The 23,499-nt window shown below is 70.4% G+C and carries 20 protein-coding genes; 12 read left to right on the top strand and 8 right to left on the bottom strand.

The annotated features are described in order from the left end of the window. Positions 1 to 10 precede the first annotated feature (10 nt). Together ACFY3V_RS25000 and ACFY3V_RS24995 are read left to right on the top strand one after the other, a co-directional pair. A complete protein-coding gene (locus ACFY3V_RS25000; RefSeq protein WP_389776648.1) occupies positions 11 to 1,111 on the top strand; it encodes a ThiF family adenylyltransferase in 1,101 nt (366 codons plus the stop codon). Between the two features lie 136 nt (positions 1,112 to 1,247). Continuing rightward, positions 1,248 to 2,585: an AarF/UbiB family protein gene (locus ACFY3V_RS24995; protein ID WP_362899176.1), complete on the top strand. Its 1,338-nt coding sequence runs from the start codon at positions 1,248 to 1,250 to the stop codon at positions 2,583 to 2,585. Between the two features lie 591 nt (positions 2,586 to 3,176). Here the strand turns inward: ACFY3V_RS24995 and ACFY3V_RS24990 are convergent. From ACFY3V_RS24990 to ACFY3V_RS24970, 5 genes are all read right to left on the bottom strand, one after another. Continuing rightward, a complete protein-coding gene (locus tag ACFY3V_RS24990) occupies positions 3,177 to 3,332 on the bottom strand; it encodes a hypothetical protein (protein ID WP_350947834.1) in 156 nt (51 codons plus the stop codon). Between the two features lie 145 nt (positions 3,333 to 3,477). Beyond that, complete coding sequence (locus tag ACFY3V_RS24985) at positions 3,478 to 3,747, bottom strand: WhiB family transcriptional regulator (protein WP_329085648.1); 270 nt, start codon at positions 3,745 to 3,747, stop codon at positions 3,478 to 3,480. A gap of 127 nt (positions 3,748 to 3,874) precedes the next feature. Next, complete coding sequence (locus ACFY3V_RS24980) at positions 3,875 to 4,177, bottom strand: hypothetical protein (RefSeq protein ID WP_350947835.1); 303 nt, start codon at positions 4,175 to 4,177, stop codon at positions 3,875 to 3,877. Between the two features lie 115 nt (positions 4,178 to 4,292). Next, positions 4,293 to 5,159, bottom strand: coding sequence for an acyl-CoA thioesterase II (tesB, locus tag ACFY3V_RS24975; protein WP_362899172.1), 867 nt, complete (start codon positions 5,157 to 5,159; stop codon positions 4,293 to 4,295). After that, positions 5,156 to 7,228, bottom strand: a complete 2,073-nt coding sequence (locus ACFY3V_RS24970; RefSeq protein WP_362899170.1) for an ATP-dependent DNA helicase UvrD2 — start codon at positions 7,226 to 7,228, stop codon at positions 5,156 to 5,158. The genes tesB and ACFY3V_RS24970 overlap by 4 nt, the downstream gene beginning before the upstream one ends. Positions 7,229 to 7,403: 175 nt before the next feature. Here ACFY3V_RS24970 and ACFY3V_RS24965 point away from each other — a divergent pair, with 175 nt between their 5' ends. Together ACFY3V_RS24965 and ACFY3V_RS24960 are read left to right on the top strand one after the other, a co-directional pair. Further along, on the top strand, positions 7,404 to 8,615 hold the full coding sequence (locus ACFY3V_RS24965) for an alpha/beta hydrolase (RefSeq protein WP_362899168.1): 1,212 nt from the start codon (positions 7,404 to 7,406) through the stop codon (positions 8,613 to 8,615). A gap of 58 nt (positions 8,616 to 8,673) precedes the next feature. Then, a complete protein-coding gene (locus ACFY3V_RS24960) occupies positions 8,674 to 8,928 on the top strand; it encodes a glutaredoxin domain-containing protein (RefSeq protein ID WP_350947839.1) in 255 nt (84 codons plus the stop codon). Positions 8,929 to 9,144: 216 nt separating this feature from the next. On the opposite strand, the gene nudC is transcribed toward ACFY3V_RS24960, so the two are convergent. Further along, positions 9,145 to 10,122 (bottom strand): NAD(+) diphosphatase, encoded by a 978-nt coding sequence (gene nudC, locus ACFY3V_RS24955; protein ID WP_389776640.1) that lies wholly within the window; start codon positions 10,120 to 10,122, stop codon positions 9,145 to 9,147. Between the two features lie 375 nt (positions 10,123 to 10,497). Between nudC and ACFY3V_RS24950 the strand changes: the two genes are divergently transcribed. The 3 genes from ACFY3V_RS24950 to ACFY3V_RS24940 all read left to right on the top strand — a co-directional run bounded on the left by ACFY3V_RS24950 (position 10,498) and on the right by ACFY3V_RS24940 (position 15,391). After that, entirely contained in the window at positions 10,498 to 11,661 is a 1,164-nt protein-coding gene (locus tag ACFY3V_RS24950; RefSeq protein WP_362899165.1) for a siderophore biosynthesis protein, read from the top strand. A 215-nt stretch (positions 11,662 to 11,876) separates the two neighbouring features. Beyond that, entirely contained in the window at positions 11,877 to 13,628 is a 1,752-nt protein-coding gene (locus ACFY3V_RS24945; RefSeq protein ID WP_389776637.1) for an IucA/IucC family protein, read from the top strand. Next, positions 13,625 to 15,391, top strand: a complete 1,767-nt coding sequence (locus ACFY3V_RS24940) for an IucA/IucC family protein (protein ID WP_389776634.1) — start codon at positions 13,625 to 13,627, stop codon at positions 15,389 to 15,391. Before ACFY3V_RS24945 ends, ACFY3V_RS24940 begins: the two co-directional genes overlap by 4 nt. 56 nt (positions 15,392 to 15,447) lie before the next feature. Here the strand turns inward: ACFY3V_RS24940 and ACFY3V_RS24935 are convergent, their stop codons facing one another. Then, positions 15,448 to 18,696 carry a penicillin acylase family protein gene (locus ACFY3V_RS24935; protein ID WP_389776631.1) on the bottom strand — a complete coding sequence of 1,083 codons (3,249 nt, stop codon included), beginning with the start codon at positions 18,694 to 18,696 and terminating at the stop codon, positions 15,448 to 15,450. 156 nt (positions 18,697 to 18,852) lie between these two features. Beyond that, on the bottom strand, positions 18,853 to 19,629 hold the full coding sequence (locus ACFY3V_RS24930) for an IclR family transcriptional regulator (protein WP_389776628.1): 777 nt from the start codon (positions 19,627 to 19,629) through the stop codon (positions 18,853 to 18,855). 126 nt (positions 19,630 to 19,755) lie between these two features. On the opposite strand from ACFY3V_RS24930, the gene ACFY3V_RS24925 reads away from it, so the two are divergent. The 5 genes from ACFY3V_RS24925 to ACFY3V_RS24905 are packed head-to-tail and all read left to right on the top strand — an operon-like array spanning position 19,756 to position 23,455. Further along, positions 19,756 to 20,745, top strand: coding sequence for an ABC transporter substrate-binding protein (locus tag ACFY3V_RS24925; RefSeq protein WP_389776625.1), 990 nt, complete (start codon positions 19,756 to 19,758; stop codon positions 20,743 to 20,745). Further along, a complete protein-coding gene (locus ACFY3V_RS24920) occupies positions 20,738 to 21,751 on the top strand; it encodes an ABC transporter substrate-binding protein (protein WP_389776620.1) in 1,014 nt (337 codons plus the stop codon). The genes ACFY3V_RS24925 and ACFY3V_RS24920 overlap by 8 nt, the downstream gene beginning before the upstream one ends. Further along, the gene (locus tag ACFY3V_RS24915) at positions 21,748 to 22,590 is read left to right on the top strand and encodes an ABC transporter permease (protein ID WP_362899151.1); all 843 of its coding nucleotides are present in this window, start codon (positions 21,748 to 21,750) and stop codon (positions 22,588 to 22,590) included. The genes ACFY3V_RS24920 and ACFY3V_RS24915 overlap by 4 nt, the downstream gene beginning before the upstream one ends. After that, positions 22,587 to 23,309: an ABC transporter ATP-binding protein gene (locus ACFY3V_RS24910; RefSeq protein ID WP_389776616.1), complete on the top strand. Its 723-nt coding sequence runs from the start codon at positions 22,587 to 22,589 to the stop codon at positions 23,307 to 23,309. The genes ACFY3V_RS24915 and ACFY3V_RS24910 overlap by 4 nt, the downstream gene beginning before the upstream one ends. After that, positions 23,306 to 23,455 (top strand): hypothetical protein, encoded by a 150-nt coding sequence (locus tag ACFY3V_RS24905; protein WP_362899147.1) that lies wholly within the window; start codon positions 23,306 to 23,308, stop codon positions 23,453 to 23,455. The genes ACFY3V_RS24910 and ACFY3V_RS24905 overlap by 4 nt, the downstream gene beginning before the upstream one ends. Positions 23,456 to 23,499 lie beyond the last annotated feature (44 nt).

Here is a 23,499-nt window from a genome sequence, read left to right as displayed (position 1 = left end):
AGGTTCTGCGATGAGACCACGTCTGAAGCCCGCCCTGCGCCGCGTCGCCCGCGACGGACGCACCCTGCAGTTCGGTCTGCATCCTCGTCACGCGGTGGTGCTGACCGATCTGGAGCCGGGAGTCCGCCGCTGGGTCGAGAGTCTCGACGGCGTCCGTGACCTCGCGGGCGTGCTGGCCGGTGCCGCCGAGGTGGGCCTCGGCGAGGAGGACGGCCGGGCTCTGCTCGATCTGCTGGTCAGCCGTGGCGTGGTGGACGACGCGGGCGCGGCCCCCGGTCCGCTGCGCACACTCGCGATGGTCGAGTGTGACAGGCTCCAGCCGGATCTCGACGCGCTCTCCCTCACACCGGGCACGATCGACGGCGGTCTCGCCGTGCTGGAGCGCAGGCGAGAGGCCCAGGTGCGGGTCTACGGCGCGGGGCGGGTCGGCGCGCAGGTCGTCGCCCTGCTCGCCGCCTCGGGGGTCGGCCGGATCTGCGTCGTCGATCCCGGTACGGCCCGGCGAAGGGACGTCGTCCCCGGCGGGCTCGGCTGGACGGAGGTCGGAATGAGCAGGCAGGACGGCGCGGTCGCGGTGGCCAAGAGGCTCGCACCCGGCCTCACGGCGTGGACCGGCGACGGGGCCGCCCAGCTGGCCGATGGGGCCAGACCTTTCGACCTGGCGGTGCTCGCTCCGGTGGGGCCCCTGGACGGTCTCCTGGTCAAGGAGCTCGTCGAGTGGGAGATCCCGCACCTGCTGGTCACCGCCTTCGAGGGCTCCGGGTCGGTCGGCCCTCTGGTGCTGCCTGGACGGAGCACATGCCTGCACTGCCTAGATTTGACCCGACGAGATCGTGACCCTGGCTGGCCTGTCGTCAGCGCCGGGCTGGGTGGTTTCCCCGCGGGAGAAATCGCGTGTGGGACGGTGCTGTCGACGCTGGTGGCGGCGACTGCCGCAGGTCACGCACTCGCCGTGATCGACGGCCGTGAGCCCGCTGTGACCAACAGCACAGTGGAAGTATTGCCAGATTGGAGCTGGAAGAGGCGATCCTGGAGTGTTCATCCTCAATGTCGTTGCTTCCGAAACGAGTTGGGGTCGCTGACAATGGTCGCGTCGGCTGCCTGTCGCTGACGGACGCACGGCTCACAAACACACAGCTGACAGACACAGCTGACGGACACAGCGGTCGGCTACCCGCCGCTGACGGATACACAGCGAAGGGAGGGAGCGGCGTCTCGCTGTAGCAGCGGATGCGCCGCTAACCAAGGTGAGTGACCTTCCGCGCCGCGCCGTTGCGCGCTCTGCCAAGCTGGCCGCCCTGCCGATCGGGTTCGCCGGACGCACCGCTCTCGGTCTCGGAAAACGAATCGGGGGCAAGTCCGCCGAGATCGTCGCCCAGGAAATCCAGGAACGCACCGCCGAGCAGATCTTCAAGGTTCTCGGGGAGCTCAAGGGCGGGGCGATGAAGCTCGGCCAGGCGCTGTCCATCTTCGAGGCGGCACTGCCCGCCGAGGTCGCCGGCCCCTACCGCGCGACCCTGACCAAACTCCAGGACGCGGCTCCGCCGCTTCCCGCGGCGACCGTGCACAAGGTCCTCGTCGAGCAGTTGGGTGACGACTGGCGGGAGAACTTCCTGTCGTTCGACGACAGGCCCACCGCCGCCGCGTCGATCGGGCAGGTGCACAAGGCGGTCTGGCACGACGGCCGGACGGTCGCGGTGAAGATCCAGTATCCGGGGGCGGGGAAGGCGCTGCTCTCCGACTTCACCCAGCTGTCCAGGCTCGGCAAGCTCTTCGGGGTGCTGCTGCCCGGCCTCGACATCAAAGCCGTGCTGAGCGAGTTGCGCGAGCGGGTGGTCGAGGAGCTCGACTATCTCCACGAGGCCGAGGCCCAGCACGCCTTCGCCCTGGAGTACAAGGACGATCCCGACTTCCTGATCCCGGACGTGATCGCCGCCAACGAGCAGGTGCTCGTCTCCGAATGGGTCGACGGCACCCCTCTGTCGCGGATCATCGCCGACGGCACCCAGGAGCAGCGTGACCGGGCCGGTCTCCAGCTCGTCCGGTTCCTGTTCTCCTCACCCGCGCGGCTGGGCATGCTGCACGCCGACCCCCACCCGGGCAACTTCCGGATCGTCGAGGACGGCCGGATGTGCGTGCTCGACTTCGGCGCGGTCAACCGGATGCCCGACGGATACCCGCCGGTCTTCGGAAAGCTGACCCGCATCTTCAACAACGGCGACATGGCGACCGTCGTGCAGGGCCTGCGCGACGAGGGCTTCATTCAGCCGCACATCGAGATCGACCCCGAAGCCCTGCGGGCGTTCCTCGCCCCCTACGTCGAGCCGACCGCCGTGGAGGAGTTCTCCTTCAGCAGGGAGTGGCTCCAGCAGCAGGCCGCCACGGCCACCGACCTGCGTCCCGGCAATGTGGTGCGCCAGCTCAACCTGCCGGCCTCGTACGTTCTCATCCACCGGGTGCACGCGGCGGGGGTCGGTGTTCTCTGTCAGCTCGGCGCCACCGCCCGCTTCCGCGAGGAGGTCATCCGCTGGGTTCCCGGGTTCACCGACGAGGACTCGGGAGAGCCCACCCTCACCAGCGCCTGAGGGATCTCTCCCTGCCGCGACTTTCCGCTCCCACGACTTCTTCCGCTTCTACGACTTCTGCACGGACAGGGCGCCGGTTCTTCGACTTCCGCACGGACAGGGCGCCGGTTCTACGGCTTCTGCACGGACAGCGCTCCGGTTTTTCGGCTTCTACCCGGACAGGGCGCCGATGGCTCATCGGCGCCCGAGGGCTGTCCCCTTGTCGTGACGCGGCGACGTGCTGTGATACCCCTCGATGTGCCACGACGTGCCGCGATACTCCTCTCCCGGGACCTACCACGACGCGGTGCGATGCCTCTCGATGCCTCTCGACGTGCCGCAACGTCCTGCGACACACCGCGGCGTGGTGGATCCGGCGAGACCGGCGAGACGCTTGAGGGGTGGCCCGCCTGAGCGGGTCACCCCTCGTTCGTCTCGCTCTTCGAGTCCGTCGCCTCTGTCCGGCCCGTCTCGCTCTTAACGTCCTCTTCCGTGCGGCTTCCTTCCGTGCGGCTTCGCGTGTTTCTCGTGCGTGCTCTACGCGTCGCCGCCGGTCCCTACCGGTCGGGTCGAACAAATCAAGACGGACAGATCGTGACAGATGATGACGGATCAGACGAGGCGCAGGATCGCGCTCCGCAGGCGCGCCGAGGCGCGCTCCGCCTCACGCTGGGCGCGCCGGAGGCGCTGAAGACCTGCGGCCCTGCGATGCTCCTCCGCCTCCCGGTGGAGGGTCCGTATTCGGTCACGGACCAGTTCTTCTTGCATAGACGGCAGGGGGAGGCCTCTGGTGTTGGAGTGGCTCATCGGAATGGTCCCTTCGGAAACGTGTGGTTCGTGGTCGGCCGAGTTCTTGGTGATCCGGGTTCTCGGCGATTCGAGTTCTGGGTGGTTCGGGCGGTTACCGGGTTGTTCAGGCAGCGACCGGGTTCTTGCGGGGACGCCCGCGCGGACGCTTCCGGGGAACGATCGCCCCCCGCAGAACAAGCTCGCCGCCCCAGACGCCCCACGGCTCCTCGCGCTCCAGCGCGCGGGCCAGGCAGGCCTCACGGATCGGGCAGCCCCCGCAGAGCGCCTTGGCGAACTCCACGTCCTCCGGAGACTCGGCGAACCACAGGTCGGGGTCGGTACGACAGGGGATTGTGGCTTCGTCGATCAGGTCCATGACCGTCTGGGCCCCCATCTGTTCACCTCTCAGCTAGGTGTTGATCTTCGGTTACCTCTTGGGGTGGGGGTCAGGAATGACGCGGACAAACAAGAAGGCCGCGGATCCTGTGTGCGGATCCGCGGCCTGAAGGCTTTTTCCTCGGTCAGGTTATGACCGGAGGTTGCCCCCAGGGTTGCGGACCGCGCAGTCCACCGTTTCCGATGTGCTTGGTCGTTGTTGCGTAGTTGCCGCCCAGCCCACTCCGAACAGCCGGGACGTCCGTCGCCGGGAAATCGGCCGGAGCGAACCAACGACGGCCGGCTTCGGCGTGGAAGCGGGCAGAGTCCACCTGCAGAGCCAGAGCAGCCACGCCACCGGCGAGGATGACCTGACTGTCGCAAGGCAGAACGGTGTTACGGCGCGCAGAAGTGAGCCCCATCTGGGACTGCATCAGGATGCTCTTCACAGCGGACTCACCTCCATTCGTTGATCGTCGGACAGTAGCGTCCGACTTGCATGTCCATGACCTTAAACCCCGGCCCGGGGAGTGGGCAACCTATTTTCCACCTGCGGTTTTGCGACTATCTCACGCGGATCATCGCCTCCTGAACTACCGACACGGCCAGTTTCCCGGACCGGGTGAACATCTCCCCCTTGGCGAGCCCTCGCGCCGCCCCGGACCACGGTGACTCCTGGGCGTAGAGCATCCACTCGTCCACCCGGAAGGGACGGTGGAACCACATCGCGTGGTCCAGCGACGCGCCGAAGAGGTTGGACGCGCCCCATGCGAGGCCGTGGGTGAGAAGGACGGTGTCGACCAGGGTGAAATCGGAGGCGTAGGCGGCGAGCACCACGTGCAGCAGCGGATCGTCGGGCAGTTCCGCGTCGTAGCGGAACCACACGTTGGTGTTCGAACCGCGAAGCTCCGGGTCGCGGTAGGCCTCCCAGGTGAGGGGGGTGACGTAGCGGGCGTCCACCGGCCTCGGCCTGGAGACCCACTCTCGCAGCGGCGAGTCCGGCCCCACCGCCTGGAGAATCCGGTCCTTGAAGAGCGGCAGGCCCTCGGGGTCGACCACCTGCGGCATCGTGGCCGCCTGGTGTTCGACGCCGGTCTCCGTCACGTGGAAGGAGGCCGACATGGTGAATATCGCCTTACCGTGCTGGATGGCCACCACCCGGCGGGTGGTGAAGGACCGGCCGTCGCGGACCCGCTCGACGTTGTAGACGATCGGGATGGCCGGGTCTCCGGGACGGATGAAGTAGGCGTGCAGCGAGTGGACGTGGCGGTCGTCGGGCACCGTCCGTCCTGCGGCGAACAGTGCCTGGGCGGCCACCTGGCCGCCGAAGACACGTTGGATGCGCTCCTTCGGGCTGCGCCCCCTGAAGATGTCGAGCTCGATCTGCTCCAGGTCGAGCAGATCCAGAAGCTCCTTCAACGCCTCGTTCACGCGCCCTCCGTCTGGTTTGCGGCGATACGGCATAGTTCGATTACCGCCTCACCATAACGATCAAGCTTGACCCGTCCGATTCCGGTGATGGCGAGGAGATCCTGCTCAGAAAGCGGTGCCCGTTCGGCGATGGCCTGGAGGGTGACGTCGGTGAAGATCGCCCACTGGGGGATCTTCTCGTGCTTGGCCACTCCCGTACGCCACGACTTGAGCGCGCCGAGCAGCGCCTCGTCGTAGTCGGCGGGGCAGCCCGCGCACCTGCCGAGCTTCTGCTCGGTGGCGGCGGTGAGGGTCTTGCCACAGACCCGGCAGCTGATCGGCGCGGCGACCTGGCGGCGGTCGGCCGCCGCGGCCGGGGCGTCGGCGCGGCTTTTCCGCGCGGAGCGGCCGGTGAGCCCGTCCAGGAAGCGGGACGGTTTGCGGGAACGCCGCCCGCCGGGTGAACGCGCCAGCGCCCACGACAGCGCGAGGTGGGCGCGGGCGCGGGTGACGCCGACGTACAGGAGGCGGCGCTCCTCCTCGATCTGCTCGGGCGTCTCCGCGTAGATGATCGGCAGCATGCCGTCGGCGACGCCGACGAGGAAGACGGCGTCCCACTCCAGGCCCTTGGCGGCGTGCAGCGAGGCCAGGGTGACCCCTTCGACCGGCGGCGCGTGCTGCTCTCCGGCCCGGCGCTCCAACTCGGCCACGAAGGCGGGCAGATCGGCGCCGGTGGCGGCGAGGTCCTCGGCGAGATCGGCCAGTGCCTTCAGTGACTCCCACTTCTCGCGGGCCTTGCCCCCGCCGGGAGCCTCGGGAGTGAGCCCGATGCCGGCCAGGATGTCGTGCACGGTCGAGGCGAGCGTGTCGCCGGGCTCGGCCGAGCGGGCGGCGCCACGCAGCAGCACGACCGCCTGGCGGACCTCGGGACGCTCGAAGAAGCGGTCGGCGCCGCGCAGCACGTACGGCAGGCCGGCCTTGGCGAAGGCCTGCTCGTACGCCTCGGACTGGGCGTTGACCCGGAACAGCACGGCGATCTCGCGGGTGGGCACCCCGGTGCCGACGAGCTTCTTCACCGCCCGGGCCACGCCCTCCGCCTCTGCGGTCTCGTCGTCGTACTCGGTGAAGACCGGTTCGGGGCCGTCGGGGCGCTGGGCGATCAGGGCGAGCTTGTGCGGGGTGCGTGCCCTGTCGAGCACCCGGTTGGCCAGGGAGACGACCTGGGGCGTGGAACGGTAGTCGCGGACCAGCTTGATCACGGTGGCGTTGGGGTGCTCGACCGAGAAACCGGTCAGGTAGCGGGGGGTGGCCCCGGTGAAGGAGTAGATCGTCTGGTTGGGGTCGCCGACCACGCACAGGTCGTCGCGTCCGCCGAGCCAGGTGTCGAGCAACAGCTTCTGCAGGGGGTTGACGTCCTGGTACTCGTCGACCACGAAGTAGCGATACTGCTGGCGGATCTGGGAGGCCACCTCGCGGTGCTCGGTCATCACGGCCGCGGTGAGCTCCAGGATGGTCTCGAAGTCGACCAGGTGCCGGTCGCGGCGGAGGTTCTCGTAGGCCTCGTAGAGCCGGAAGACCTCCTCGGCGGGGACGGGCGAGACGCGGCCCGCCTTTTTCGCGGCCTCCGCGTAGTCCTCGGGGGCGATCTGGGTGACCTTCGCCCATTCGATCTCGGAGGCGATGTCACGCAGTTCGGAACGGTCCTGGTTCTTGCGCAGGACGCGACAGGCGTCGATCAGCAGCGGCAGCTTCGACTCGATCACCCTGGGCGGGTCGCCACCGATGACGCGCGGCCAGAAGTAGGTGAGCTGGCGCAGCGCGGCGGCGTGGAAGGTGCGTGCCTGCACGCCCGGCGTGCCGAGGTGCCGCAGCCGCTGCCTGAGCTCACCGGCCGCGCGAGTGGTGAACGTCACCGCCAGCACGCCCTGGGCGTCGACCACTCCGCTGCGGACCGCGTGCGCGATGCGGTGGGTGATGGCACGGGTCTTGCCCGTCCCCGCCCCCGCGAGGACGCAGACCGGTCCTCTGACGGCTTCCGCCACCTCACGCTGCTCGGGGTCCAGTGCCGCCAGAACGTTGTCGGGCTCCACGGAGCCTCCTTACACGCAGTCGAACGGACCGGGCGGCAACATCCTCCCAGTCACTGGCCAAGCATCAGTCATTCTGGCAACATGCCGCCGTCAACCTATGTGGTTCGCCGAGATGCACAAAGCGGGCTTTTTGCTCCACAATGGGGGCGACCGATCCGGGGGAAGGAAGAGGCTCGTGCGAACTGGGGTAACCGTAGGTGCACTCGCCCTGGCGACGGCGATGGTTGTACCCGCGGTGGCGTACACGACCGCGCACGCCCACACGGTCTCGGCTCCGGCCCAGACCGGCGGCGCACCCGGCTCGGCGGAGGCCCCCACAGGCAGAGCCACCACCGGTACCGCGAAGGCCGGCGCGGACGATACGGATCGCAGCACGTACGGCACGGCGAAGGCGACCACCGGGGTGGCCGAGATCGGTACGGCCACCGCGGGAACGACCGGCACGGGGACCGGCGTGAGCAAGGCCGGCACGAGCGGTACGGGCACGAGCGGAACAAGCACGGGCGGTACGGGCACGGGCGACCCCAAGAAGACCTCCACCCAGAAGACCCGCGCGGGCAACCCGACGCCCCCTCCGGTGGGCCAGCCCGACCCCCTGGTGCAGGGCACGGTCGTCAACACCGTCGCGTACGGTCGGCACGTCCGCCAGCGCATGGACGTCTGGTACCAGACCGACGAGCTGAAGCGGCCGGGTGTCTTCCTGATCCACGGCGGCTGGTGGTCGTCGGGCGACAAGAAGTACATGACCGAGATAAGCCGCAGCTACGCCGAGCAGGGCTACGTCGTCTTCAACATCAACTACCGCCTCTCCACCGACGCCTCCTGGCCGGCACAGCGCACCGACACGCTGAGCGCGATCGCCACCGCACGACGGAACGCGGCACTGTGGTCCTTCGACCCGAACAACTACGTGGTCGTCGGCTTCTCCGCCGGAGGCCACCTCGCCGGGGCCGTGGGCACCTACAAGAACGGCTGGCCCGGCATGCGCGGCGTCGTCGGCATCTCCCCGGTGATGTCCCCGCTCACGGCGTACACCGAGGGCATCGACACCTTCGACCTGGAGAGGCGCAAGCTTCGCGAGTCGGCCATCAGGCTCGCCGGGGGCTGTGAGCCCACCGGCAAGTGCGCCAGGGTCTGGGCGAGCATGGAGGTGCCGTGGCACGCGAGCCGCGGTGACGCGCCCATGCTGGTCGTGCACTCCGAGGACGAGTTCGTGTCGCCGGAGCACAGCGAGCAGCTCAAGGAGCACCTGCGCAAGGTCGGCGTGCCGGTGACGATCGTCACCGAGCCCGGCATCGCGCACAGCTCACCTCTTTACCGGCTGCCCGGTGTGGCGGACCGGGTTCAGCAGTGGGTCGCGGAGAAACTGCTCCCATTGGGAAGATGAACGGCCCTCGCTGTGTTGCCAATGGCGCCGGACATCACATGAGGGGATTTTTCACGACATGGCGCTCACTGTGTACACCACGACCTGGTGCGGTCCCTGCAAGCGGCTGAAGAGCCAGCTCAGCCGCGAGGGGATCTCCTACAAGGAGGTCGACATCGAGAGCGACCCGGACGCGGCCACGTTCGTCATGAGCGTGAACAACGGTAACCAGGTCGTCCCCACCGTCGTGGTCGACTCCCCCACCGGCCAGGTCGTCAGGACCAACCCCTCGGTGATCGAGCTCAAGCGCATCCTGGCGGGCGCGGGCGTGTAACCGCCCTCTCCACTGTCAGGTCCACTGCCGGGCCCCGGTATCGCTTCCATGGACACCGGGGCTCTCGTATGCCGGGACGTCCTCGACCTCGTGACCCGGCGATCCGCCGCCTGTCGGAGGTTTTCCCCCGCAAGGTGGGAGATCCCGAGGGCGGCGAGGTCTTTTCCCGGCGTTTCTCCTCGGCGGGGACGGGTCGTGGCCTTCCCGCGGAGAGGGTCACCAGTCGCCGGTGAGCGGCTCGCCGTACCAGGCCTCGATGAGCCTGCGGGCGATCGACACCTCGGGCGGCAGGCGCACCTCGCCGCTCTCCACCGCGGCCAGCAGCTCGGCACGGCTGAACCAGTGGGCCTCGGCGATCTCCTCGGCATCGAGGACGAACTCCGTCGACGTGGCCCGCGCGAAGAAGCCGAGCATCAGGCTGCGCGGGAAGGGCCAGGGCTGGCTGCCCATGTAGCGCGGCTCGACGACGCGCACACCGACCTCCTCGACCACCTCGCGCGCCACGGCGTGCTCCAGCGACTCGCCGGGCTCGACGAACCCGGCCAGCACCGAGAGCCGCCCCTCGGGCCACTGCGGCCCTCTGGCCAGCAGGCACCTGTCGTCCTCGTCGCGAACCAGCATGATCACCGCGGGATCGACCCGGGGGAAGTGCTGGCTGTTGTCCTTGGGACAGACGCGTACGTGCCCGCCCGCGCGCACCTCGGTGGCGCTCCCGCACCGGGGACAGAACTCGTGGGTGGAGTGCCATGCCTCCAGGGCGACCGCGTACACCAGCAGCCCCGCGTCCAGATCCTCCAGCATCGCCCCCACCTGGCGGAGTCCGGCGGTGAGGGTCTGGCCCTCCTCCAGCTCCGAGGAGGCGAGCGGGGCGACGATCCGGTTGAAGGAACCGGTGTGGACGCTGTCCGCCAACGGTGCCGCCACGGCGAAGTAGGCGATGCCCTCGGCGTCGACGCCGAGCAGGTAGCGCTCCCCGTCCGGCGCCTCCGCCGTGGGCAGCAGGACCAGCTTGGCCTCTCCGCCGCTGTGCCGGACCAGCGCCTGTCCGTCGTCGATGACCACGACCCTGGTCGCGGTGTCCGCCCAGGCCTTTTCGAGCCACTCGGCGTCGCCGCGAAGCGCCGCCGACCGGTCGATGGCACTGCGCGCGAGCAGCAGCGGTCCCAACAGTTCTTCTTGTGCCGCGATTTCCACGCCGTTCAGCCTCCCCCACCGAGTGCACATACTACGCCGCAGGACGAAGCCCCCATCCGCCCCTCTGCGCGCACAGGTCCTCCCTCCTTCTCGGCATGCGCGCGAGGAAGGTGGCACACGTCTCGGCGCACGAGCCCTCCCCCTTTCTCTGCGTACGCGCGGGAGAGGCGACACACGCCTCGGTGCATCACCGGTTCTCCTCCTTCCTCACCCCTCGTCCGGTTCTCCCGCCCTGTACAGCGGGCTCCGCGGGCTCTCATCATTGGGCGACACGGACATCTACTGTCAATAAGCTGATCGCCTCCGCGCGCTGTTCGGCCGCAGGCTAGGATCTCCGAGTTAGGTTAGCCTTGCCTGATATCGGGGGTCCCTGCATTGCGGCTGTACCTCACCGCGCTGAAACCGACCGACTCGGTCACCGACGGCTTTCTCCCTGCGGCCCGCGCGCTCGGCTGCGAGGTCACCGTCCTCACCGACCGGCCCGAGCGGTACCGCGACTCCGGGGCCGAGGTGCTCCGCTGCGACGTGCGCGACGCGCGGGCGGTGATCGACACCGTCGCGCACCACCACGCCCCGGACGCGATCTTCTCGAACTCCGACCACATCCAGGCGGAGACCGCGCTCGCCGCCGCGTACTTCGGCCTGCCGGGCAAGGACTGGCGGGCCTGCGTCGACACCAAGAACAAGGCGCTCACCCGGCGGCGGCTCGCCGCCGCCGGAGTCGAGACCGTCCGTTCCGCACGGCTGGCACCGGACGATCCGCCGCCCGCGGACCTGCCGTTCCCCGCGGTCGTGAAGCCCCGCGAGGGCGTGGCGAGCGAGGACGTCGTACTGGTCCGCGACACGGGCGAGCTCGCGGAGGCCGTCGCGGCCATCCGGGACAGGCGCCCCGGAGAGACGCTGGTCGTGGAGGAGTATCTCGACGGCCCTCTGCACACGATGGAGACGCTCGGCGACGGCGAGCGGATCAGGGTGCTCGGCGGTTTCCGCACCACCCTCGGGCCGCTGCCGTACTTCGTGGAGGAACGGCTCGACTGGGAGCCGCCCCCCGGCCGTGACCACGTGCTTCGGGCCCTCGGGGCACTGCGGGTCGGGTTCGGGGCCTGCCACACCGAGTACGTGATGACTCCGGCCGGGCCGAGGATCGTCGAGGTCAACTACCGGGTGATCGGCGACCACTGCGACTTCCTGCTGGCGAGCATGCTGGACGCGCCCCTGTTCGAGCTCGTTCTCGGCGTGCATCTCGGGGCGCGTCTCGATGCGCGACCGCGGTCTTCCGGCGAGGGGCACGCGACCGCGCTGAGCCTCGTCGCCGACCGGCCTGGAACCGTGGTGAGCGCTCCGGGCACGGTCGTTCCCGCGCCCGGCGACCCGGTCCGCGTCTGGCACCGACCGCTGCGCGCGACGGGCGACCGGATCGACCTGAGCAACACCAACCGCGACTACGTGGGCATCGTCCGCGCGATCGGCCCCGACCGGGCCCGCGTTGACGCGGCCGTCGCGGCCTTCACCTCGGAGAACCCGTGGGTGATCGCGTGAGCCGGAACAGCGTGGACGATCGGGTGAGCCGGAGCCCCGCGGGCGGCCGAGTGCGCCCTGGAACCACGGGCGACCACGCGGACCGAGACCCCGCGAACGACCGGGTACACCCCGGAAGCACGGGCGACCACGCGGACCGGGAACGCGCGACCGATCGCGTGGTCCGCGGAGGTCCCGCGGAGGTGCCGGCGGGCCGGCGATCCACGGGCGACCCGGTGAACCGGAGCGTCGCGACGGCCCGCGCGGCCGGCGGAGGTTCCGGGAGCGAACGGGAACGATACCTCGCAACCCGGGTGCTGAACGCGCTCCTGCGCGAGGACTACGGCGGTCTGGCCGCGCGGGTGACCCGCGACAAGACCGGTGTCGCGCTGCTCCTGCCCGGGGGCAGGCGGGTGCGGTTGACCCCCGGCTCGCTGTTCCAGGACTTCGTGGTGGCCCCGGAGGAGACACTTCACCTGGAGGAGGTCCTGCGCACCCTGCGAGAGATCTCCTCTCTCGCCGACACCGCCGGGGTGGAGTCGTTCGTCACCGAGTGCCGCGAGGCGCTGCGCGCCCTCGACCTCCACGACACCCACCGTGAGGACGTACTCGCCCGGCTGGCGGCCACCGCCGTCGCCACGCGTCCCGGCCTCACGCACACGACGGCGAGCGGGAACGGGCGCGACGGCGTGTGGTACGAGACGCTGGCCGCGTTCCTCGATCACCCCGTCTATCCGACGGCCCGGTCCAGGAGCGGCCTGTCCGACGAGGACCTGACCGCGTACGCGCCGGAGTTCGCGCCCGCCTTCGAGCTGCGCTGGGCGGCGGTGCCGCGAGAGCGGCTCGTCGGGACGGAGCCCCCGGTGGCGCCCGGGTTCGCCGCCGTCGGCCTGGCCGGGGATCTCGCGCGGACTCACGTGCTGTTCCCCGTACACCCGCTCACGGTCCCCGCGGTCGAGGAGATCCCGTGGGCGATCATGGCTCCGTCGGCGTACCTGGAGGTCAGGCCCACGCTCTCGATGCGGACGGTCGAGATCGTCCCCGGCACGCACCTGAAGCTGCCGCTCACCACCAGCACCCTCGGGCTGCGCAACCGCAGGTCGATCAAGCCGGACACACTGGCCGACGGGGCGCGGGCCGAGTTGCTTCTGCGGGCCATGCCCGATCCCGAGGTGCTTCTCGCCGACGAGCAGACGTACGGGCACGCCGGGCACGAATACCTGGGCTGGCTGCTGCGCCGTCATCCCGCCGGGGAGGTCGTCCCGGTCGCGGCGCTGCCCGCGCCGCTGCCCGGAGGCGGGCTGGTCGTCGAAGAGCTCGCCGGGCGGTGGTTCGGCGGGGACGTCACCCGGTTGCTCGGCCGATACCTGCGGGTGCTGTTCCGCTTCCACGTGCGGCTCTTCGTCAGGTACGGCACGGCGCTGGAGGCCCACCAGCAGAACCTCTCGCTGGTGTTCGGCGCCGAGACCGCGAACGGGAACGCCCCCGGAGGCGACATCGCGGGTGACGGAGGCTCGGGTGACGGTGTCCTGCGGCTGCTCGTCAAGGACAACGACGGCCTGCTGACCTCGCCGGACAGGCTGCGGTCCTCCGGGCTCGCGGTGCCGGACCTCACCGACGCGCGGATGTTCACCGACGACCCGCACGCGCTCGCCGACGTGTTCGTGACCATCACCCTGCACCTGGCCGCGGCGGCCGTGACGTTCGGAGCGCTGCCCTCGCCGAGGGCCTTCGAACTGGTCCGCGACACGCTCACCGAGGCGCTCGACGAGTATGGGGAGGATCCGATGGCCCGGCTGCTGCGGGCCAGGACCCTCGACGCCGACCGGCTCGTCGGCAAATCGATGATCACCGCCGGGACCCTTGTGGACAAGGCCCGCACCGGCGCGCGGGACGTGAACAAGTTCTACGGCACGAGCGGGCCGAACTATCTCCGCCACCCTCCCCAGCTCCCGCGAACCCCCCAGCTCCCGCGAAGGACGACATGACCAGCCTCGCCCTCGGCGCACCCGCCGCCGTCGCCACCGCCGCCGCCGAGGACGTCTCGCTGGCGGCGCTGCTGCGCTGCTGCGTGAGGGAGATCGCGGGCCCCCGAGGGCAGGTCGGGCACGAGGGGCCGTACGTGCTGCTGCGCGTCGCCGGCACTCGCCTGCGGGTCCGCGCGCACGGCGGGCTCGCGCTGCGCTTCGAGGGGCGGCCCGAGTGGTTGGAGGACGGCTCCTGGCGGCCGCTCTCCGTGGACGTGCTCGTCCGGCTGGTGGAGACCGAGCTCGGCACCGGACTCGGCGAGGGCAACGACGAGTTCGCCGCCCAGGTCGCCGCGAGCAGGGACGCCATCGCGGCACTGGTCGCGGCCCGGCAGGAGGTGCCGCCGCCCACCGACCCGTGGCTCGCCTCGGAGCAGGCACTGGTCGGCGGGCATCCGTTCCATCCCAGCCCGAAGGCGCGCGGCGGCGCGGACTGGCTGCGATACGCGCCGGAGGCGCACGCGAGCTTCCCGTTGCGGCTGCTCGGGGTGAGGAACGACGTGCTGGCCGGGGAGGGTGACACCGGCGTGCTCGACGAACTCGGCCAGGCGCCGCCCGGCTACTCGCCGCTGCCCGCGCACCCGTGGCAGCTGGAACTGCTCGCGGCGGACCTGGCCGCGCCACTCGCCGACGGCCGCCTGATCGACCTGGGGGAAAGCGCCCGGATGGCGGTTCCCACGTCGTCGGTCCGCACGGTCTACGAGCCGCTGATCGACCGGTGTCTGAAGTTCAGCCTGGATGTGCGGATCACCAACTGCGTGCGGAAGAACTCCTGGTACGAGCTGGCGGGCGCGGTCGAGCTGAGCCGTCGCCTCGAACCGGTCTTCCTCGACCTGGCCGCCGCCTTCCCCGGCACCCGCTGGCTGCCCGAGCCCGGCTACCGCTCCGCGAAGCTGGGCACCCGGCTGCTGGAAGGGCTCGGCGTGATCGTCCGGGTCGGCCCGTGGTCGGTGTGCAGGCCGGGGGTGACCCCGCTGCTGAGCGGCGCGCTGGCCGCCGGGTGGCAGGTGGCGGGCGACATGCCGGACACGGTGCGGTCGCCGGTGACCGGAGCGGTGCGAAGCGGCGTGCCGGACGTCGCCCGGTGGCGGGCGGCGGGAGCGGTGCCGGGCGTGGCCGGGCCGCCGATGACCGGAACGGTGCCGGGCGGCGTGCCGACGGGCATCGCCGGGGTGTCAGTGGGCCTGGCCGGGTTGCCGACGGCCGATCCGGTGCGCTGGTGGCGGGCGTACGTGGAACGCGTGGCGCCGCCGGTGCTCGACGCCTACGTGAGTCACGGCGTGGTGCTGGAACCTCACCTGCAGAACGTCCTGATCGGTGTGGACGCGGACGGGCTGCCCGTGGAGGCCGTCTTCCGCGACCTGGAGGGCACGAAGCTCGTCGCGGGGCGGCACGACCTGTCCGGGGTGCCCGACCGGGTCGCCGAGGCGCTCGCCTACGACGCGGCCTCCGGCTGGAACCGGGTGGTCTACTGCCTGATGGTCAACCACCTCGCCGAGATCGCCGCCTCCCTCGCGGGGACCGGGTCCACCCGGGAGCTGTGGGCGGTGGCGGGAGACGTCCTGGCGAAGTACGCGGCGTCGCGCGGGTGGCCCCGGCCGCTGTCGGACCTGCTGTCGGGAGCGCCGCTACCGGCCAAGGCCAACCTGTCGGTCCGGTGGACGCGCTCGGCGGACCGTTCCGCGGGATACGTGACGGTCGCCAACCCGCTGGCCACGACCTGAGACGGTCGCCGCCGTCTTGCCGGCGGCGACCGTCACCTCTGCACGTCAGGTGTTCGTCACCGGGGATAGACCTCCAGCTCGTAGAGGGAGTAGCCGTACGACGTCCCCCGCGTGACACCCTGCATGCGGACGTACCGGGCGGTGGTCGGGGTGAATCTCACGTTGTCCACGCCCCCGTTTCCCGTGGTGGTGGAGTAGACGGTGGTCCAGGTGGAGCCGTTGGTCGAGGTCTGGATCGAGTAGGCCGCCCCGTAGGCCGCCTCCCAGCGCAGCAGCGCCCTCGCCACGGTCGTGGCCGACCCGAGGTCGACCTGGAGATACTGGTTGTCGCTGGACGAGCTCGACCACCGGGTGGTCGGGTCGCCGTCGACGGCCCTGCTCGCCGGGTAGAAGAGCTGGGTGCTCGACGCCGAGGCGCTCCTCCCCTCCGCCAGGTTGTTGATCGTGTCGCCCCGGTGGGCGGGGAACGACACGACCTGCTGGTAGGTCGGCCGGTTCTGCCAGGAGATCAGCGAGTGCGTGATCCCGCCGAGTGGAGACTGCTCGACGGCGTCGGCGCACCACTGGTCGCCCGCCGCGCACACGTCGTCTCCGGGGTAGGTCGTCGCCGCGGGTTCGGCGAGCGCCGCCGCCAGGCTCTCCAGCAGGACGGTACGGCAGCCCGCCACCGTGCCGTTCCCGCAGTACTTGGCGGGCAGCGGTCCGGAGACCGCATCGCCGAGCACACTCCTGACGTCCTTGCTCACGTAACCCCACCAGCCGTACTGGAACGCCGAACCCTTGTGCGCCTGGGCCTCGTTCGCCGAGGTGGGCAGGGTGGACAGGTCGCCCTGCTGGTGGCCGGAGGGTGACTCGTTGATCTGGATCGCGTTCACCATCGACTGGTAGAGGCCGTCGCCGAGACCCGGCCTGAACTGCGCGCGGACGAGCTTGGGCCACCACGCGTCGAACGCGCGGATCGCGTCGGCGTGGGCGTAGGTCTTGCCGCCCTGCGAGGTCTCCAGCCTGCGAGATCCCGCCGACGTCCAGGCCGACAGCTTGGAGACGGCCGAGGCGAGGGCCGGGTCGGTCACGGCCGCGCTGTTGATCACCCGGAGCAGGTCGGGCAGGACCCTCTTCCCGCGCAGGTCGGTCACACCGGCCTCAGCCATGATCTTCGTGGTGCCCGCCCGGTCGAGCCTGCCGCTTCCCGACAGGGCGGCCTTGATCGGGGCGTCCAGCAGGTCGGCCCGGTGGATCGGCCCGAAGCTGAAGTTTCCGTCCGCGGCGCCGTAGTCCTTGGCCTGCTTGTTGTTCCAGCTGACGAAGTAGTCCTGGTTCACCGCTTGGGGGTGGGTGGCGGGAGCGGTGTAGGTCGCGCTGTTGGTGGCCGGGTCGAAGCCCGCCCACTCGTGGGCCGCGTCGGCCGTCATCGGCAGGTTCGGGTCGGACACCGCGGACCTGACCGGGGTGTTGCCCGACATGAAGTACGCCGCGTCCTTGGAGTTGACGTAGAACCAGTTGAACGCGAAGCCGATCGTCGAGGCCGAGTTCGCGAACGCCGCCGCGTCACCCATCTGGGCCGGGTCGTTGAACATCTGGAAGCCGAGCGCCGAGTCGACCTCGTGCTGGTACGTCGACCGCAGCGCGGTGAAGGCGGTGGGCTGCCCGCCGACGGTGCCACGCCAGCTCACCAGCCCGTACTTCGTGCGCTGGATGACGAGGTCGTACGAGCCCTTGGCGGTGGAGTCGGCGACGGTGGGCTTCCACGAGTTGGTCTTCCTCAGCGTCTCCATCTCCGTGCAGACGCCCCGGTAGAGGTAGTGGTTGGACGCGGTGGTGGGCGCGCCGCCGCCGGGCTCGCAGAGCTGGAGGGCGTACGTGTCGGTGATGTCCTGGCCGCTGGAGGTCGCGCTCCAGGCGTAGTCGGTGCCCCTGCCGAGCAGCACGTAGAGGTTGAGCCCGGCGAAGGCGGCGCCGCGCGAGCGGATGCCCGGCCCGGAGAGCTCCTGCAGCATGAGCAACTGGGGGGCGAAGTAGCCCGTCTGCGGGCCGAACACCGCGATCGGGTTCCCGGTCGCCGACTTCGCCGCCGAGACCACCACGGCGTTGGACATTCCGGGCTTGGAGTTGTCGACGAGCAGGCCGTCGAGCACGCCCTTCTGGGCCGTCGCCGCCGCAGAGGTGGCGGAGCCGGTCTCGTTCGCGGTGATGTCCACGGGCGCCGTCGACGGGTCGGGCAGGACGACCCCGGTGGCTCCGGCGGGCGCGGCGCCGGACGGGAAGCTCTGGCCGTTGTGCAGGGTGAGCGTCGCCTCCGGGTCGTTCTGCGCGCGGAACGCCGCCCAGACCTGGTCGCCGACCGCCGTACCGTACTTGGCTCGGGCAGCGACCCGCACGAGCGCGGACTGCATCTCCGCACCGCCGCCACCGCCGAACAACCCGCCGATCACGCCGGAGATCGCGACCAGGTCGGTCATGGTGAACTTCACCGGGCCGCCCGCGTTGGTGATCGCGTCGAGGTGCCCGGTCAGTACGTACTCTCCGGGACAGTTCCGGTCCGCCATGCAGCGGTCGATGTAGGCGTTGACACCGGCGATGTAGTGCTGCACGTCGGTGTAGAGCTGCGCGCCCCGGGGGCCGGAGTCCCTCAGCCTGGTGATCTGCGCCTGGAGGTCCGCCTCGGTGTAGGGGGCGTTGCGCCAGGCGCTCTGCTCCAGCGCCCGGTTGCCCGGCGCGCCACCGGCGAACGGCGTGAGCTCACCGCGGCCCACGTGCCGCATCAGGTCCATCACCCACAGTCGGTCCTGCGCGCCCGCGTACCCGGCGCCGAACATCGTGCCCTCGCGGGTCGTCCCGGTGATGTGCGGGGTCCCGGTCGCCTTGTCACGGACGATCGTCACGTCCGAACGAGGGCTCGTGGTGCTCTCCGCCTGTCCGGCGGGGACGCCGAACGAGGCGTCGTTGAAGAAGTCGGCGATCTGGTCGTTGGTGAGGCCGGTGTAGCCGGACAGGAGGTTCGCGTACTTGCCGAGCTGGTCGTCGCTGTGCTTCGGCTTGGTGCCCAGTGCCTGGTGGGCGAGGATCCCGGCGAGGGTGGCGTTGCCGTTCTGTCCCGGAGGCAGGATGTCGGCGCACTCTCCGAGGCAGTAGTCGTCGGGAGGGATGACGGCCGCGGTCGCGGCTCCGGCCGTGTTGCCGGTCGTTTCGCCGGTCGTGGATAAGGTCGTGGAGGCGGCGGCTGCGGGCACGAGGGGGGATGCCAGCGTGAGGACCAGGAGGAGCCCGGAGGCCGCCGTGGTCATCCGCCGGAGGCGTGCATGCATAGGAGGATCCCCTAAACATGAGGCGTACTCGGATGTTGAGAGGAACATACGTTCCGGCCAACACCGAATCAATGGCCGCTGTGATAATCGTCATCTCCGGTTCATGACCGGCCGTCAAGGCGATCGGTCGAAGCCGGAGGCGCCGTCATCGCCGGATCACGAGTGCCAGCGACGTTCGGCGGGAGGCAACAGGAGGACCTCCAGGACACGGGCGCAGGCGCGGGCCTGCTTGACGAACCAGAGGATCCGCGCGTCACCGATGAGCCGGGGGGTGGCCCGTACCGCGAGGGCATAGCGGGCGTGGTCGGCGCGGTCCAGCACGGGGACCGCTACGGTGCGGACGCCCTCCGAGGACTCGCCGTCGTTGAGCGCGTAGCCGCTCTGGCGCACCTGGTCCAGCTCGGCGCGGAGGGCGGCGTGGTCAATGATCGTCCGCTGGGTCTGGGCCTGGAGCGGGCCGAGCGCGGCGAGGTCGCCGTTCCCCGGGAGGGCCCAGGCGAGCAGGACCTTGCCGAGCGCCGTCGAGTGGAGCGGGCGGTGCAGGCCGATTCCCCGATCGGGGTTGAGGGACCCTCCGACCAGGATGACCGCGTGCGGGCCGTTGCGGACGGCCAGGTCCACGGTGGCCGAGGTGACGCGGGCGAGCTGCCCCAGCTCGGGGGCGACCTTGTGCAGGCCGCGCCGGTGGAAGGAGAGCTGGCCCAGCTCGGTGATCGAAGGACCCAGCCGGTAGCGGGCGGTCTCGACGTCCTGTTCCAGGAATCCGGTGTCGAGCAGGCTGCGAGCCAGCCGGTGCGCGGTGGAGGTGGACAGGCCCGTCCGCCGGGCGAGCTCCGAGACGGTCAGGGCGGGCTCGCCCTCGCGGAAACAGTTGAGTATCCCGACCGCCCGCAGGACCGACTGGACGCCGTCCACGCGGCTCGATGCCGTCATGCGGGAATCTCCTTCTCTCAGGTAGGGAGGGATATGAGCAGGTAGAAGCGGTTGATGGGGTCAAGGTTTCCCGTATCGCGGGACATACTTTGCATTTCCTACCAATTTACTAGCAAACTCTTTCGCATGACCACAGCCGTGCCAGACACGATCTGGTTCACCCGGTGTCCGGTGCCCACCGCGACCGGTGTCGCCGCCGACCGGGGCTGGCTCACCGAGGAGTTCGCACCCGACGGGATCGGCGTCCGGTCCCTGCAGGACGCCGAAGCCGACGTCTCCGCCGACCACCACTTCACCCACGAGCTGACCGGCCTGTTCCGCGAGGGCGGGAACGTCCCCGCGCTCTGGGCCCGCTCACGCGGCGAGGCCACCCGGCTCGTCGGCCTGACCTGGATCGAGGAGCGCCAGGTCATCCTGGCCCGTGACGGCAGTGGCCTGGAGAGCCCGGAGCAGCTCAAGGGGCTACGTCTGGCCGTCCCCCGGCACCACCTCGCCATCGACTTCTGGCGGGCCATGGCGCTGCAGGGTTTCCGGGGTGCGCTCTCCCTTGCCGGACTCGGCCTGGGCGACGCGGACCTGGTGGACGTCGAGGCCACCCCGGGTCACGGGCAGTGGGAGGCCGAACTGGCGGCCCTGGCCCGCGGCGAGGTCGACGCGGTCTATGTCAAGGGCGCGCTCGCCGTCGAGGCGGCCCTGCGCCACAGCGCCGAGGTGGCGGTCGACCTCGACGCCGTTCCCGACCGGCGAGCACGGATCAACAACGGGACGCCGCGCCCCATCACCGTCCACCAGCGGCTACTCGACGAGCGCCCCGACCTGGTCACCCGGTTCCTCGCGGTGCTGCTGCGGGCGGCCGACTGGGCGGCGGACCACCCGGCCGACGTCGCCAGGATCCTGGGCGCCGAGACCGGCGCGGGCTCGGCGGGAGTGGCCGGCGCCTACCACTCGGGAGCCTCCCTGCACCTCGACCTGTCCGCGGAACGCCTGGAGTTGCTCGCCGAGCAGGAGCGGTTCCTGCGCGGCCACGGCTTCCTGGAGTCGGCGGTGGACGTCGCCTCCTGGGCCGACCACACCCCCCTCGCCAATGCCCGAACCCACGGAGAATCCCATGCGTAGACTCCCCCTGGCCGCCGTACTGCCCCTCGCCCTGCTGGTCGCGTGCGGCTCCACTCCCTCGGCGGACACCTCGGCCGCCGCGCCGGACGCCAAGGCCGAGCCGGTGGTGGTGCGGATCTCCGATCCGGGCAACAGCGGCTTCCTGGCGGTCGCGAAGAAGGACGGAAGCCTCGACGCCGCCCTGGCCAAGGCGAACGCGAAGGTCCAGTGGGCCGGCGACTTCTCCGTCTTCGCTCCGGCGGCGCAGGCCATCAACGCCGGGTCGCTCGACATCGCCGTCGGCTCGATCACCGCGGGTGTCACGGCGCTGGCCGTCAAGCCCAGCTTCAAGATCTTCGCCACCGTCCCGCCGGACCTCGCGGGCGAGGGGATCGTGGTCAAGAAGGACTCCCCGATCAAGTCCGTGGCCGACCTCGCCGGGCACAGCGTGGCGGTCGGCCACGGCGGCACCAGCGAATACCTGCTCCTCAAGGCACTGCAGACGTTCAACGTGCCGGTCGAGAAGGTCAAGCGGGTCTACCTGGCCCCTCCGCAGACGGCACCGGTCTTCGGCTCCGGCAAGGTGGACGCCTGGTCGACCTTCTCCACCTTCCTCGTCCCGGCCGTGACCAGCCTGGACGCCCGCATCCTGGCCGACGGGGAGGAGATCGGGTCGGACAACTACGTCATCTACGCCGCCTCCAACACCCTGATCGACGAGCACCCCGAGGTACTGAAGGCGCTGTACGCGTTCATCGAGGAGGGCACCGTCAAGGAGAACGCCGACCCGGCTGCCTACCTCAACGTCTTCACCTCCACCGGACCGCAGGCCGTGGCCGGTGTCCAGAAGGACCTGGTGGTCCAGATCCAGAAGCAGGGCAAGCCCGCCCAGCCGGTAACCGCCGCCGAGATCGCCAAGTACCAGGAGGTCGCCAAGTTCTTCTTCGACCAGAAGGTCCTCACCGCGCCGCTGGACGTCTCCCAGTACGTCGTCGACATCACCGCGCTGCCGGACGCGGCCTCATGACGACATCGGCCACGTCCGTCGGGCGGGAGACGGCGGGGCTCGTCCCGCCGGATCCGCCCAGGAACGCCCGCCGCCATCCGGCGGCGAGCCTGACCCTGCGCGCCCTCGGCCCGGTCCTGCTCGTCGGACTTTGGTACGCGGGAACCGCGTCGGGGATGATCACCCCTGACGTGCTGGCCGGTCCGCAGGAGGTGGTCGGCACCTTCGGTGAGCTGTGGGCCGACGGGCAGATGCAGGAGGCGCTGGGCGTCTCGCTCACCCGCGCGGGTCTCGGCCTGCTGCTCGGCGCCTCCGCCGGACTGGTCATCGGGGTGCTGTCCGGGCTGAGCAGGCTCGGCGAGGAGCTTCTCGACTCCTCCATGCAGGCGCTGCGTGCCATCCCGTTCCTGGCACTGACCTCGCTGTTCATGGTCTGGTTCGGGATCGAGGAGACCTCCAAGATCCTGCTGATCAGTGTGGCCTGCACCTTCCCGATGTACATCAACGTCTCCAGCGGGGTGCGCAACGTCGACCGCAAGGTGGTGGAGGCCGCCCGCTCGTTCGGGCTCGGCCGCCTCGCTCTCGTCAGGGAGGTGGTACTGCCGGGCGCGCTGCCCTCGATCTTCGCCGGACTACGGCTGTCGACCACGCTCAGCGTGATCGCGCTGATCGCCGCCGAGGAGATCAACGTCACTGCCGGTCTGGGATACCTGATGGCCAGGGCCACCGACTACCTGCGCACCGACATCCTCGCCCTGTGCGTCATCCTCTACGCGCTGATCGGACTGACCGCCGACGTCGTCCTCCGACTGGCCGAGCGATTCACCATGCCGTGGCGGAAGGCGGTGGCGGCCCGATGAGCCTGGCCGTACAGACCACGGGCCTGCGCAAGGTCTTCGGCGACCGCGCCGTGCTGGACGGGATCGACCTGCGGGTGCGGCGCGGTGAGTTCCTCGCGCTGCTCGGTGCCAGCGGTACCGGCAAGACGACGCTGCTGCGGATCCTCGCCGGACTGGACGCCGCCACGAGCGGGAGCGTACTGGTCCCGCCGGTGCGGACCGTCGTCTTCCAGGAGCCTCGGCTCATCCCCTCCAAGCGCGCGCTGGCGAACGTAATCCTCGGGCAGGGCCGCGGCGCCCGCGCCAAGGGCCTGGAGGCGCTCGCCGAGGTGGGCCTGAGCAGCCACGCCGACGCCTGGCCCGCGACGCTGTCCGGCGGTGAGGCGCAGCGGGTCGCGCTGGCCCGTGCCCTGGTCCGCGAGCCCGAACTGCTGCTGCTCGACGAGCCGTTCGCCGCGCTCGACGCGCTGACCAGGCTGCACATGCAGGACCTGATCGCCGAACTGTGCGCCAGGCATCGCCCCGCCGTGGTCCTGGTCACCCACGACGTCGAGGAGGCCATCCTGCTCGCCGACCGGATCGCCGTGCTCCGCGAAGGCGCGTTCGTCACCGACCTGACCGTCGAACTGGACCGCCCCCGCGACCGGGCGGACGGCGACTTCGTGGCGCTCCGCCGCCGCCTGCTCGCCGACCTCGGGGTCTCCGCCAAGGAACCCGGGCCCGTGAGGGTGGCACGGTGAGCACGGAGGCGACCGCGCTGAGCCGGATCGTTGCGAACGAGCCCGTGCTGACCGGCCTGTCCGGCTTCCTGAAGGAGACCAGGCAGGAGTTCACCCTCCCAGCGCGGCCCTTTCCCATCTCCACCGAACCTCTAGGAAAGATCTGACATGGCTGTCCCACCGATTCCGGCCGGCCCCCGAGAGCATTCCC

Source organism: Streptosporangium sp. NPDC000095 (genome assembly GCF_042899335.1).
GTDB lineage: Bacteria > Actinomycetota > Actinomycetes > Streptosporangiales > Streptosporangiaceae > Streptosporangium.
This window is presented reverse-complemented; position numbering and strand designations above follow the sequence as displayed.